Origin of the sequence: Rhodoferax ferrireducens (assembly GCF_049302455.1) — a bacterium.
In the GTDB taxonomy this organism is placed as follows: domain Bacteria; phylum Pseudomonadota; class Gammaproteobacteria; order Burkholderiales; family Burkholderiaceae_C; genus Rhodoferax; species Rhodoferax ferrireducens_B.
Genome location: NZ_JBAQMD010000015.1, coordinates 59,780 through 72,896, shown reverse-complemented (window position 1 = coordinate 72,896; position 13,117 = coordinate 59,780). Strand labels below are relative to the sequence as shown.

Annotated in this window: 10 protein-coding genes; all 10 read right to left on the bottom strand. The window is 58.1% G+C overall.

Annotated features, from left to right (window positions below):
- Positions 1-6 precede the first annotated feature (6 nt).
- Positions 7-1,224, bottom strand: a complete 1,218-nt coding sequence (locus WA157_RS02115) for a TIGR04063 family PEP-CTERM/XrtA system glycosyltransferase (RefSeq protein WP_422619379.1) — start codon at positions 1,222-1,224, stop codon at positions 7-9.
- Positions 1,221-3,146: an XrtA/PEP-CTERM system amidotransferase gene (locus WA157_RS02110; RefSeq protein ID WP_422619378.1), complete on the bottom strand. Its 1,926-nt coding sequence runs from the start codon at positions 3,144-3,146 to the stop codon at positions 1,221-1,223. Before WA157_RS02110 ends, WA157_RS02115 begins: the two co-directional genes overlap by 4 nt.
- Before the next feature lie 5 nt (positions 3,147-3,151).
- Positions 3,152-4,330: a TIGR03088 family PEP-CTERM/XrtA system glycosyltransferase gene (locus WA157_RS02105; RefSeq protein ID WP_422619377.1), complete on the bottom strand. Its 1,179-nt coding sequence runs from the start codon at positions 4,328-4,330 to the stop codon at positions 3,152-3,154.
- The gene (locus WA157_RS02100) at positions 4,331-5,611 is read right to left on the bottom strand and encodes a nucleotide sugar dehydrogenase (RefSeq protein WP_422619376.1); all 1,281 of its coding nucleotides are present in this window, start codon (positions 5,609-5,611) and stop codon (positions 4,331-4,333) included.
- A gap of 53 nt (positions 5,612-5,664) precedes the next feature.
- The gene (gene xrtA, locus WA157_RS02095) at positions 5,665-7,251 is read right to left on the bottom strand and encodes an exosortase A (protein WP_422619375.1); all 1,587 of its coding nucleotides are present in this window, start codon (positions 7,249-7,251) and stop codon (positions 5,665-5,667) included.
- A 126-nt stretch (positions 7,252-7,377) separates the two neighbouring features.
- Positions 7,378-8,415 carry a FemAB family XrtA/PEP-CTERM system-associated protein gene (locus WA157_RS02090; protein ID WP_422619374.1) on the bottom strand — a complete coding sequence of 346 codons (1,038 nt, stop codon included), beginning with the start codon at positions 8,413-8,415 and terminating at the stop codon, positions 7,378-7,380.
- Positions 8,416-8,422: 7 nt separating this feature from the next.
- On the bottom strand, positions 8,423-9,298 hold the full coding sequence (locus WA157_RS02085) for an XrtA system polysaccharide deacetylase (RefSeq protein ID WP_422619373.1): 876 nt from the start codon (positions 9,296-9,298) through the stop codon (positions 8,423-8,425).
- Complete coding sequence (gene wecB / locus WA157_RS02080) at positions 9,295-10,491, bottom strand: non-hydrolyzing UDP-N-acetylglucosamine 2-epimerase (protein WP_422619372.1); 1,197 nt, start codon at positions 10,489-10,491, stop codon at positions 9,295-9,297. Before wecB ends, WA157_RS02085 begins: the two co-directional genes overlap by 4 nt.
- Positions 10,488-11,594: an XrtA/PEP-CTERM system-associated ATPase gene (locus tag WA157_RS02075; RefSeq protein WP_422619371.1), complete on the bottom strand. Its 1,107-nt coding sequence runs from the start codon at positions 11,592-11,594 to the stop codon at positions 10,488-10,490. Before WA157_RS02075 ends, wecB begins: the two co-directional genes overlap by 4 nt.
- A gap of 3 nt (positions 11,595-11,597) precedes the next feature.
- Positions 11,598-13,085 carry a TIGR03016 family PEP-CTERM system-associated outer membrane protein gene (locus WA157_RS02070; RefSeq protein ID WP_422619370.1) on the bottom strand — a complete coding sequence of 496 codons (1,488 nt, stop codon included), beginning with the start codon at positions 13,083-13,085 and terminating at the stop codon, positions 11,598-11,600.
- Between the last annotated feature and the right edge of the window lie 32 nt (positions 13,086-13,117).

Genomic DNA, 13,117 nt, shown 5'->3' with positions numbered 1-13,117 from the left:
AAGACCTCAGGCTCGAATGAGTTGCGTGCGGTCATAACGGCTCAACGCTCGTTGATAGACCTCACGGTAACGTGCGACGCTGCCACTCCAGGTCCGCTCCAACTCCACGAAGCGACGCGCCTGCAGCCGAATCTGCGGCCACATTTCGCGTTGCGCCAGCACGTCTTCCAGTGCTTTCTCAAGTGCCGCAGCATCACCAGCCTTGAACAAAAAACCCGTTTCTCCGTGGCGAACCAGCTCGCGATGGCCCCCCACGTCGGAGGCAACAAACATGCGTCCCTGCGCCATCGCCTCGAGTGGTTTCAGAGGTGTGACCAGCTCTGTCAGCCGGATCGGCAATCGTGGGTAGGCCAATACGTCGATAAGCTCGTAATAGCGCTGTACCTCGGTATGGGCGACACGACCGGTAAAAATAACGCGATCCTGTAACCCGGCAGCAGCCGCCTGCGCCTTGAGATTGCTCTCTTGCGGCCCCCCGCCGACCAGCAGTAAACGCAAATCCGGGTGCCGTGGCAGCATGCTGCGTGCCGCTTCAAGCAGCAGATCAAGCCCCTCGTACCCATAGAAGGACCCGGCAAAGCCGATCACCGTGGCGCCATCTAGCCCTAGCGAATGACGCAAATGGGGATCGGGCTGTACGCCAAACTGGAACACACTGGCATCGACCGCATTGGGGATCACGGTGATCCGCTCGGCCGGAACGCCACGCGCAGCGATATCGCCCCGCAGCCCCTCACATATCGTGGTAATTTGGTCCGATTGGCGCAGTGCAAATGACTCTAGCGCGCGCGACAAGCGATAGCGAAAACTGCCTTCAACCGTGGTCCCGTGGTCCACGGCGGCATCCTCCCAGGAGGCCCGCATTTCGTAGACCACCGGTGTGTGCTGGCGCCGTCCCACCCACAAACTGGGTAACGCATTGAGAACCGGAGAATGTGCATGAATCACATCCGGCTTCGTCAGCCGGGTCACTTCACCCAGCCGCGCGGCGGTGAGTTGCATCTGGGTCAGCAAGCCCACGGGCCCAACACTCGGCGTGCGGTAAAAAGTCAAACCATCAATCGTTTCCTGAAGGGACGCTGTGGACCCTTGTTTGGGCGTTGTCAGATGAACGGTCTCCCACCCCAGCTTGCGCTGCTCACGCAAAATCGAGAGCGTGCGAAAGGTGTAGCCGCTGTGCAACGGGATGGAGTGGTCGAGCACGTGCAGGATACGCAGGCTCATACAGCCACCGCCGCCGGTTCAGTTACGTGGCCATCGACCACCTGACGCAAAAAGGCATCAAACATCAGCAACGTCCACAGCGGTGCGCTGTAGTCGCGCGCACCCGACTGATGGGCTTCCACCAAATGCTGCAGATAGACCGGGTTAAACCAGCCGGTCGCCAGCAGCCGGTCGCCCAACACCGCATCGCGCACGCGCTGCTTCAGGGGGCCACGGAACCAGCGCGCCAGCGGCACGGCAAACCCCATTTTGGGCCGATACAACACGTCTTGCGGCAGATAAGGCTCCATCGATTTTTTGAAAATGTACTTTCCTTCCTGGCCCTTGATTTTTTGGCTCGACGGCAAGGTAGCCAGCCACTCGACCAACTCGTGGTCCATCAAAGGCTCACGCACTTCGAGCGAGTGGGCCATGCTGGCGCGGTCGACCTTGGTATTGATGTCCCCAACCAGATAGGTCTTAAGGTCCAGGTACTGGATGAGCGCCAGCGGATCGTCGGTGCCAGCCTGGACCGCATGGCGGCGAAAGACCTCATGTGCGTTGTAACCGGCCAGCTCGGCCTTAAAACTCGGACTGAACAGCGCCTCACGCATGGGGCCGCGCAGGATGGAGACCGAATGGAAATAGGCTTGCACCGAACTGCGGGACAGTCCCTCGAACGTGGTCTTGGCGCGAAACATGCGCGGCGCCCAGTCGGCCTTGGGGTAAAACCTGCCTAGCGCACCAAACAGGGGGCGCCGCACGCCCAGCGGCAACGCGGCGCGCATGCGCTCTTCCATCAGGTGCAGGCGATAGCGCCGGTAGCCGCCAAACGATTCATCGCCACCATCGCCAGACAAGGCCACGGTCACATGCTTGCGCGCTAGCTGGCAAACTCGGTAAGTGGGGATGGCGGAACTGTCGGCATAGGGCTCGTCATACAGGCGCGCCAGCGTATCGATGAGGTCAAAGTCGTCGCTCTTGACGACCTCAAGACGATGGTTGGTGCGATAGCGGTCAGCCACCTTTTGCGCAAAGGCAGACTCATTAAATGCCGGATCGTCAAATCCGATGGAGCATGTGTTGACGGGCTCTTGCGACAAACCAGCCATGACGGCAACGACAGCACTGCTGTCCACACCACCCGACAGAAAAGCGCCGAGTGGCACTTCGGAAATCATGCGCAGGCGCACGGACTCTTGCAGGCGCTGCACCAGCTCGGCCTGGGCATCGCCTTCGGAGATCGGGTTGTCCAGACTGAACTGGACATCCCAGTAGGCCACTGGCTCGCCCAGCGGCTCGCCGCGCTTGATGGCGAGGGTGTGGCCGGGCGACAGCTTTTTGGATTGTTTGAAAATGGTGCGCGGCTCGGCCACGTAACCCAGCGCGAAGTATTCCTCCACTGCCAGCGGATCCATGTCGCGACTCAGGCCACCGTGGGCCAGGAGGGATTTAAGCTCGGAGCCGAACAGCAAGGTGCCGTCGTCGAGCAACGCGTAATACATGGGTTTAACGCCCAGCCGGTCACGCGCCATGAAGAAAGTTTGCTGATTGCGGTCCCACAGGGCAAAGGCAAACATGCCGCGAAAGCGCTTGACACAGTCGGCACCCCAGGACTCCCACGCGTGAACGATGACTTCAGTGTCGCTCTTGGTGTGAAACACATGACCCAGCGCCTGCAGCTCGGGAATGAGTTGCTGGTAGTTGTAAATTTCTCCATTGAAAACCACCACCACCGAACCATCTTCGTTGAACAGCGGCTGCTGGCCAGTGGCAATGTCGATGATGGACAGGCGCCGATGGCCCAGGCCCACACCAGGCTCGATGTGCAGGCTGCCCTCATCCGGGCCACGGTGCAACTGAGAGTCGTTCATGCGCTGGAGCACGGCCTGGCTGACGGCACTGCCGCCGCGGGTGTCAAAAATTCCGGTAATGCCACACATGATGTCTATGGGTGTTGTTGCTGGGCAAACGGCACAGGGCGCAGGCGGCGCAACTGCTGGTCGTACACCGACTGGTAGGTACTGACCATGGCCTGCAGGCTGAAAGTGGTCTGCGCCCGTTGCCGACCGGCCTGCCCCATGCTGTGGACCCGCTGCGGATTCAAGGCCAGTGCCACCAGGCGCAGGGCCATGGCCTGCGGATCGGAAGGAGCAACAAGGTCGCCGGTCTGCCCCTGCTGTACCAGGTCGGCATTGCCGCCCACAGCCGTCGCAACGACAGCCAAGCCACTGGCCATGGCCTCCAGTATCGTGTTCGAGATGCCCTCGGCCAGTGACGGCAAGGCAAAAATATGAAGACCACGCATGATGTCTGGCACGTCGCTACGCTCACCGGGCAGCCAAGCCAGTGCTCCCAAGCCTGCTGTGTCCAGCACGTCCTGGACCTGCGCGCGCAACGGTCCCTCCCCCACCATGATCAATCGCATGCGTTGCCGCAGTTCAGGAGCCAGGGCCAAAGCTTGCACGAAAGCATGCGCCAGCGTGAGCTGGTCCTTGACGGTCTGCATGCGGCCGACGGTACCCACCAGGCAGTGCTGTGCCGGATCAAAAGGGCAACCGGCGATGAGCTGCGGGCCACCGGGAGACGGATGGAAGCGTTCGGTATCGACCCCGTTGCAGGCCCGAGTGATGGCGTCCGGTGATACGTGCACCTTGTCTACCAGATAGTCAGCCAGATCACGCGACAGCGCCGTGTACTGGTGAACGAAGGGCTTGTAGAAACGGCGCACGCGCTGGTAGGTAACGTTGCTGCCATCCAGGTCTCCCACGTCGCGGCCGTGCTCACCATGAATGCGAACTGGCACACCGGCCGCCCAGGCTGGGGCCTGCGCCTCCAGCGCCGCGAGGTTGCGGCTGTGCACAATCGTGGGGCGCAGTTGACGGAATAACTTGAACAGTTTGGGAAATTGCCAGATACCGTGGCCTGGCGGTTTGTGCAGTGAAATGAACTCCACATCGCCACGCTGGATGCGCTGGCAGAACTCCGTTACCTCGGTCAGGGCCAGCACAGCGTGACGGTAGGCGTACGGTGGCATGTGGTTAATCAGATTGACAATACCGTTCTCCAGCCCACCGGTGTCAAAGCGGTGCATCACATGCAGCACGAGGGGGCGACGGTCTGTCATTTACAGGCGCCAGAGTTTGTAACCTGCGCCTTCGATAGCGCTGCTGTCGAAAGCGGCTTTGACGTCAATGAATGCGCCACCCCGGATGAGTTTTTTGCCGAAATCCTCCGCCGTCAGCTCTGCAAATTCACGGTGCGCAACAGCGGCGACAATGGCGTCAGCCCGGGGCAGGTCGGCCCAGGGCAGCAACGACACACCGTATTCATGCATGGCTTCGTCCGACTTGGCCCGTGGGTCGGTCACAAACACCTCGACGCCGTATGACTTGAGCTCATTGATGATGTCGATCACTTTGGAGTTGCGCAGGTCACCGCAGTTTTCCTTGAAGGTAAGCCCGAGGACGTTGACCTTGGCGCCCTTGACGTAACTGCCGGCCGCAATCATTTGCTTGATGGTCTGTTCGGCAATGAACTTGCCCATGCCGTCATTGATACGCCGGCCAGCCAAAATAACTTGTGGGGTATAGCCCAACATCTCGGCCTTATGGGTCAGGTAATACGGATCCACGCCAATGCAATGGCCACCCACCAGGCCAGGCTTGAAGTTAAGAAAATTCCATTTGGTGCCGGCGGCTGCGAGCACCTCGGTGGTGTCGATACCGAGCTTGTCGAAGATGATGGACAGCTCGTTCATCAGGGAGATATTCAGATCCCGCTGCGTATTCTCGATCACCTTGGCAGCTTCTGCGGCCTTGATACTGGATGCGCGATGGACGCCGGGCAGGATGATGGTCTCATACAGCCTGGCCACTTTGTCCAGCGTGTCGGGGCCGTCGCCCGAGACAACTTTGAGGATTTTGGTAAGAGTGTGCTCCTTGTCACCGGGGTTGATTCGCTCAGGAGAATAGCCCACAAAAAAATCCTGCTTCCACTTCAAGCCAGACTCGCGCTCCAGCACGGGAATACATACTTCTTCAGTGGCGCCTGGGTAAACCGTTGACTCGTAAACGACGATAGCGCCTTTTTTCATGTTGCGACCGACACTGGCGCTGGCACCGATGAGCGGGCGAAAATCTGGTATGTGAGCGTTGTCTACGGGTGTTGGCACGGCCACGACGATGATGTCTGCCTCGGCTAGCAGGGTGGGGTCGGCGGTGTACACGGCCTGTGGCGACGCTCGCATTTCCTCATCCGACAATTCTCGCGAGGGGTCCACACCCTTGAGACAGGACTCGACTTTGGACATTGAAATGTCAAACCCGATCGTGCGAAAGTGTTTACCAAACTCCACCACCAAAGGCAAACCCACATAACCCAAACCGATCACAGCAACCACACTCATTTTGAAACCTCCATGACATTTATTTATTAAAGAAAACTAAATTTTTTTGTCCGTCACTTATTTTGTTGCGCTGCGCGCAACAAGGCATTGATGCTCGGGTAGTTACCCATCAAAAAGGATTCCAGCACCGACTCTGCACCCCCGGTTTGATCTTTTGGGGTGTAGACAACAATGACAGCGCTGTCATCACCACGTCCGGTTAGCCGATAGAACAAGCTGTAAGCTTTGGCCAGGTAATCGTTCGCGGTCAAGATTCCATTGACCCAGTAGATATGCCAAACCATCAGTCGGCCCTGATAGGCTGATTGATCCAGGGAGGCGCTACGTAACTCTGCGGTACGCAATACACAGGTCTGCTTACCCGCCAATTCGACTGAGCGGCTCGCGCTTGCCACCTGAGCCCATTGCGGGTCGTTGCTGCGCACCAGCACATTGTTGGAGCTAACCAGTTTCTGACTGTAGGTCTGATGACGGTAATAAGCCAGATACAGGCCCACCACACGACCCTGACTGGCATAGCTTGCCGCCATTTCACCGGATGGGTTCTGAAAAGCAGGTTTGAAATGCACCACGTCCGGACTCTTGACTTGCCAGTCTGACGCCAGCGCCGCAGGGGCCGTCAGTTGCACAGTATCACCCTCAGTGCCGGACTCCAGCGCCCACAGGGCCAGATGCGGCGCCGCCAGCAGTGCCGCGAAACCAGCCGTCGCCGTCCACAGCCTTGACGCGGTCATTGCTGGCTTACTCTCAGCAGGAACCGAACCATGCGCACTCACCGCTTGCCCGGACTCCGTCCAGCGGGTGCCAATGATGAACATCAGCATCATCACGACGCCAAAAAAGAGCCAACCGTAAATCAGATGATCGACCCCGACTGCAAGCTTGTTGCCTGACAGGTGCCCCAGCATGACAATCATGTAAGCACGCACCCAGTTGGCAACAATTGGAACCAACAGAGAGGCGATCACGAACAGGACACGACGCTTGGTCGAATGGTAGTTCAGGTATGCAAAGAGGGTACCGACGGTCAACGAAGCGATCAGGTAGCGCACGCCACTGCACGCCTCCACCACCGACCAATTACCGGAGGGAATGACAAACTGAAGCCCCTCACGATAGACAGGAACGCCGCTGAGGCGCAGGGCCAACACTGTGAAATTTGCGGTCCACTCCATCAGATGGGGCAAGAGAAATTCACCAACAGGCACAGCAAAAAAAAGGAATCCCAGCGGGAAAATGATTAAACCTGCGACCGACCAACCCAACACGGCCGGTACCGTCAAGACCAGCAACGCCACAAAGGCCAACTGGGTCACCGCATTAACAGCCGCCAACTCACCCAGAAGCCACACCAGGGAAGCGGCCGCGATCAACACAAGCACCGCGGGCGTCGACTGGGGAGCCTGCACTGCGATCACCTGACGTTGCCGCCAAACCAGCCATAAGGCGATCGGCGGAACAAGAAAGGCATGGGCAAACGTGTCAGACCGGGCCCAGATAGTCACCATGGCGGCGCCAGTTTCGCGGTAGAGCACAAACGTCCAGAGCAAAAGCAGCACCAGCGCGACAAGCGCCTGCCGCCAGGGCTGACTCAGCTCGGATCGGATCACGGCAGCGTAAGGAGTGACGACGGCGTTCATGGTGCCTCTCGTGCTGGCTGACGGGCATTGAGATAGAGGTCCATGCGACCCCAATGCGCGGCCCGGCTGTAGCCTTCAAGCACCCTCAACCGATGTACCAGGTAAAGCAAGTTGGCCATGCTGAATTCAGCCCAGGTTGCGCACAACAAAGGGACCCAACCAGTTTGCAACCGCCAGGGGCAAACGCCGCCACGTGGCGATCAACAGCTTGTATCTGGCATTGGATGGGTTGTTTTGTGGCACGTCATCACGCTTGTAAAGACAGTATTCATAGTGCAGCGGCGTGGGCTCAAAACCCCAGTTTTTTTTGAAGGCGTAGGAGCCGGTCCCCAGCTTGCTGCGGCCATAGTCAAACACTTTGAGTCCGCGCGCACAGGCACGGCGCATCAACTCCCAGTATTTGAAATCGTTGGCAGCGAGCTCGCGCGCGGGCTCAAAGTCGCCCGCATAGTAGGGCAAGACCTCGCCCCGAAAGTAGAAACTCAACACACTGCTCAATGCCCTGCCATCGGGGTCACTGACCGTCAGCACCTCGCAATCTGCACCAAATTCGGCCTGTAAGGCCTGAAAGTAGCGCCTGGGCAGAGCGGGCGTGCCATGGCGGCGAACGTTGTCGGCATAAAGGGCAAAAAAACGCGCTACGTCAGAGTCAATCGTGCTTACCAGTCCATTCTTGATACCTTTGCGCACCATGGCCCGCTGCTTGCGCGGAATGGCCAACAAATTGGCGTCGTCGTCAGGCAGAATTTCCTTGCGAAACGTGACATACAGGTCTTGCCTGGGCCAGTCTGCATGGCGCGGATTGATGTTGCGCCATTCAAGATGCGCCACACCCAGTCGCCTGGCAATCTGTTGTGCTTCATGCTCCAGGGCTTGCGCCACCTGCTCATTGGCAGCAGCGATGCCGCCATACACAGCAAACGGCAAACCTGCCAGGGAGTTGCCAAACAACCAGCTATTGACGTGACCCAGCGGCAGTACACCCTGAACGCCTTCATCAGACTCGGCATACAGAAAGTAGGTGTCATGATGAAAAATATCTTGCACAATTTTTTGCCAGCCGGCGCGATGAAAAAAAGTCGCCTCCGGGCACGCCATGACAAACGCGTCCCACCGCTTGGCCGTGGCAATGTCCGCAGGCATGAGACGCTTGATGTTCAACATGGGCTGCTCAAGCGACGCTCACAGGTTGACTGAATCGGTCCAGGAAAATTTGATCCATGCGACCCCACTTGAAGTCCCCCAGCAGTTGATTCAAACGTCCTTCCATCCGGTCGATATTGAAGTAATGACGAAAGCGTGTCTTGCTGCTGATGCCGTCAATGCGCGGCTGTCCGGGGTCGATCTCCCAGGGGTGGAAATAGAAGACACCTGACTCATGCTCATGGCCGTTCACCCGGCTGAGCATCCAGCGTGACCAGGCATAGGGCAGCAATCTGAAGTAGCCCCCGCCACTGGATGGCAAGTTGCGGTTAAATACCCGCAACGTGGTAATCGGGATTTCCATCAACCCCGGACGCACTTCATAGGCAAAGCGCGGCGACTCTGGCATGCCGTAGTGGTCATGCCGGATCGGGTAGACGCTGGAGCTGTAGCGGTAGCCGGCCCGAGCCAGGCAGTCAAAGGCCCAGAGATTGCCACTACCAATGGAAAAACTCGGCGCGCGATAGCCATTCACTTCACTGCCTGATAGATCTTCCAAAACGATCTTGGCCAGCTGAATATCGGCAAAAAATGCAGCTTCGGTTTGATCGCTGGCGCGTTCGTGGCCGTAGCCATGACTGGCCAGCTCATGCCCTTCGCGCACGATGTGTCGCACCAGTTCAGGATATCGCTCTGCGATCCAGCCGAGCGTAAAGAATGTTGCCTTGGTATCGCTGTTAGCGAGCATTGCGAGGATGCAGTCAACATTGCGTTCGACCCGGCATTCACGCAGATTCCACTCGGAGCGGGCAATGTGCGGCGCAAATGCCGAGACCTGAAAATAGTCTTCCACATCAATGGTCAACGCGTTGGTGACGGGCTCCACTGGCAGGGCGTCTTTCATAGCACTCTCAGCCTCGACGCCATGTCTGCTTGCCGCTGCTTCAACCACGGGTACATGTCGGCGGCGATCCGCTGCGCAGCATGGCCATCCCAAAGCTCGGGCAAACGACCACGCTTTCCTTTGCCCGCCAGGATGTCTTTGACAGCCCCCAGAATGGCTTCCCGATTGCGCCCCACCAGCGTATTGGTCCCCTGCTCCACCGTAATCGGGCGCTCTGTGTTTTCCCGCAGTGTCAGGCAAGGCACCCCCAACGCCGTGGTTTCTTCCTGTAGCCCCCCTGAGTCAGTCAGCACCAAGGTGGCTTCGGCCATCAGTCCCAGCATTTCAAGGTAGCCCTGCGGTGGCAACAGCACCATGCGCGCGGGGTCAATCAAGTCCGTCAGACCAAAGCGCTCAATGTTGCTGCGGGTTCGCGGATGCAGCACAAACACCAGGGGCAAACTGGTCGCAACCTCCCCCAACACGCCCAGCAAGGCGCGCAGTGAGTCAGGATGATCCACATTGGAAGGGCGATGCAAGGTCACCACGCCCATCCCAAGCGGGTGACGAATGACGCCGGGATCGACGTGGCAGGCTTGCAGGGTGTGGCTCACGCTGCGGGCGTTCGCCCGACCAAAAACAACCGAGTCAATCATGACGTTGCCGGCAAAGCACACCTGGTGTGACGCGATACCCTCGCGCGCCAGATTGTCTTGCGCCGTGCGCTCCGTGGTGTAGAGCCGATCGGCGATCTGGTCTGTCAGTATGCGGTTGATTTCTTCCGGCATGGCACGGTCATAGCTACGCAGTCCGGCCTCGATATGCACCACCGGCACGTTTTTTTTAACCGCCACCAATGCGCAGGCCAGCGTTGAGTTCACGTCCCCAACGACCGCTACGCAGGACGGTTGGTAGGCATCAACAACCGGCTCAAACCGGCGCATGACCTCCGCCGTCTGCACCGCGTGCGTGCCTGAACCAACTTCAAGATTGACATCCGGGGTTGGCAAGCGCAAATCTTCAAACAAGCGCTCACTCATGTCTTTGTCGTAATGCTGGCCCGTGTGCACCAGTAGCACAGGCAGCGCTGGCACATGCGCCGCCATGGCCCTGAGAATAGGCGCCATCTTCATGAAGTTCGGTCGCGCACCCACCACGCAAATGACAGGCCCAAGATCAGCATCCGTTACTCGCCCAAGCAACTGATCATTCATGAATGGCTCTCCTGACTCGGTTTTCTCGCCGCCATCACCATTTTTTGCAACATGGCGAGAACTTCGAGATTAATGCGCTCGATCCGAAGCATGCTAAGTTCGAGACGACGCAAGCGGCCATCGTATTGCTCGGCGCTCAAGCCATCGATTTGACTGCAAAGGGCGCCGGCCAACGCCGACCCCGCTTGCAATTTGGTTGAATCGATATCGCCGGCTTCAAAGCTGGTCAGGCTTTGCACGGGCGCGTCATCAGAGGCAGATCCAGCCGACGCACTCGGCTTGACCGGGACTGCCGACTCATCGTTAATTTCGTTCACCACCTCGTTGACATCCTCCACACCAAAGGCGTCTTTGTTGCCCAGGAAGCCAAACAGCAACAAGCGGTCACAGGTGAGGTTGATGCGACGGGGAATGCCCCCAGAGGCCTTGAAAATGGCCTCGAATGCAAAGTCGTCGAAGCGTGGCCGACCCTTGGCGCCAGCACACTTCAAACGATGCTCAACATAGCCGCGTGTCTCGTCCTTGTCCATCGGCCCAATATGGCAAGTGGCCGTCACGCGTTGCCTGAGTTGCTGCATGGTCGGGCTCTGCAAAATCGTGCGGAACTCGGGCTGCCCCACCAGAAATGTCTGCAACAACGCTTGTTGGCCGAACTGGAAGTTGGACAACATGCGCAATTCTTCTACCGCCTTGGCTGTGAGGTTTTGCGCTTCATCGACGATCAACAGACAGCGTCTGCCCTGGCTGGTCTGGTTGACCAGGTAGGCCTCCAGCGCCATCAACACATCGGCCTTGGAAACATCTTTAACCCGTACCCCAAAAGCCGCGCCCACTAGGCGCAAGGTGTCTTCTGCATCGAGCTGCGTGGTGACAAGGTTGGCGGCCACGACCTTGTCGGGGTCAAGACTGGCGAGCAGGCCGCGCACAATAGTCGTCTTGCCCGCCCCCACTTCACCCGTGATCACGATGAAACCTTCGTTTCGTTGCACACCATACTCAAGGTAAGCCTTGGCTCGGCGGTGCTGCTTGCTGCCAAAATAGAAACTTGGGTCAGGATTGAGCTGAAAAGGCTTGCTATTCAACCCGTAATATGTTTCATACATGGATCAGAACTGCACATTCAAACTGACGGTAATGGCGGTTTCGCCATACGGCGCAGTGACGCTGCTGTAAACAACACGCCGAACACCGACGGACGCCGCGGCGTTTTTCCCAACTTTGCCCGTGAGCTGGATACTCAGCAAGCGCAAGCGTGAATCTTGAACGCTCAATTCCCCGGTGGTATCTTGCTGTGATGCCAGAACACCCAACGAATAGCCGGGCGTCAGGCGATGCGCATAATTGACGCTGAAACCGCGTTGGCGAACCAAGGGAGAAGTCGTGAAATCGTCAACACTGGTCGTCACCGTGTCAAGCCGACGGCTCTCGCTTCGGGTGACAGCAAAAGTCACGGTATCACGCACCCCTAACAAGACAAACGACAGGTCCTGCCGCCGTTGCAAGGACACGGTCGAGGTCAAAAAGCTGCTGATGACAGGGGTATTGGGGCTGATGCCGTTGGTCTGCAAATAGGCATTGATCAACTGGGCGCGTTTGATCTCGTCAGGCTCCAGGGAGGCGAACTGGCTGAACAAGAGATCGTAGACGGAACCCAGGCTGGAGAGACCGGTTTGCACGGGCGTGGTTAAAACATCTTTTGAGTCAGAAAATCTCCAGGCAGTGCGGGCCGTTCGGTGCTCAAAGCTGACGCTGTGCGCATCGCCGAATGGACGATGATCCAGCGACGCTGACAACCGGCTCCTCTCCGATGGCGACCAGTTCACTCCGACACCGCTGGTGTCGTAATTTTGTTTGTCAACAGTGGTGTAGTTATTGGCTTCGCGCCCAACCCTGCCAGACACGCTGAGCTGCGGCGTGATCGCATACGACAAGCCCAGGTTGAGTCGATCGGATTGAGTTTCGCGACCGGCGCTGTAGTCAGCCTTTTGCTGACTGGCATCAGCCGACCAGCCCAAATTCCCAAAGGCACGATCTGCTCCCACCTTGGCAGCAGCATCAACCGTCGTCACGTCAGAGCCAACGGCCGCATCGCTGCTGGTGACGGTCCGACTGTAACGCGCCTCATAGTTGGCAACACTCCCCAGACGGCCACGCACATAGGGTGAGAGACGATAGGTTGAAACCTCGGTCCGATTTGGATTAACAGACGTGTTGTCAATGGACTGCGCGCCAAACGCCGAAATCGATTGCTGTGAAATGTTGCCGCTGAAATCCAGAAAAGCCCAGTTGTCAATCACCTCCAGCGTGCCAAATGTGTTGAGGGCGTTTTGCGATTTTTGGGGCGATGAATCTTGCGCGTAGAACAATTCATTGCGTGAATAATCAAAATACGCGTGGACTCGAGCGCCCGCTACATTGACGAGAATGCCCGGACTGATCTGGGTAATTTGATCTGCCTGGGGATTGGTTGAACTCAGACCCACGTTGTTCGTCAGGACTTCGGAGATCGAGATGCGCGGCACAACGGATACCGGGCGTCGTGACCCCGCGTCTTCAACTGTTGCCTGCGCATAGGCACCCACCGACGCCATCATGAGCAGTCCGGCCGTTGGGGCGCCAGCAACCC

Bases quoted from the DNA above. Each gene is read 5' to 3' on its own strand.
- WA157_RS02115 (WP_422619379.1), bottom strand. From the start codon at position 1,224: ATGAGCCTGCGTATCCTGCACGTGCTCGACCACTCCATCCCGTTGCAC.
- WA157_RS02105 (WP_422619377.1), bottom strand. From the start codon at position 4,330: ATGACAGACCGTCGCCCCCTCGTGCTGCATGTGATGCACCGCTTTGAC.
- WA157_RS02100 (WP_422619376.1), bottom strand. From the start codon at position 5,611: ATGAGTGTGGTTGCTGTGATCGGTTTGGGTTATGTGGGTTTGCCTTTG.
- WA157_RS02110 (WP_422619378.1), bottom strand. From the start codon at position 3,146: ATGTGTGGCATTACCGGAATTTTTGACACCCGCGGCGGCAGTGCCGTC.
- xrtA (WP_422619375.1), bottom strand. From the start codon at position 7,251: ATGAACGCCGTCGTCACTCCTTACGCTGCCGTGATCCGATCCGAGCTG.
- WA157_RS02070 (WP_422619370.1), bottom strand. From the start codon at position 13,085: ATGATGGCGTCGGTGGGTGCCTATGCGCAGGCAACAGTTGAAGACGCG.
- wecB (WP_422619372.1), bottom strand. From the start codon at position 10,491: ATGAATGATCAGTTGCTTGGGCGAGTAACGGATGCTGATCTTGGGCCT.
- WA157_RS02075 (WP_422619371.1), bottom strand. From the start codon at position 11,594: ATGTATGAAACATATTACGGGTTGAATAGCAAGCCTTTTCAGCTCAAT.
- WA157_RS02090 (WP_422619374.1), bottom strand. From the start codon at position 8,415: ATGTTGAACATCAAGCGTCTCATGCCTGCGGACATTGCCACGGCCAAG.
- WA157_RS02085 (WP_422619373.1), bottom strand. From the start codon at position 9,298: ATGAAAGACGCCCTGCCAGTGGAGCCCGTCACCAACGCGTTGACCATT.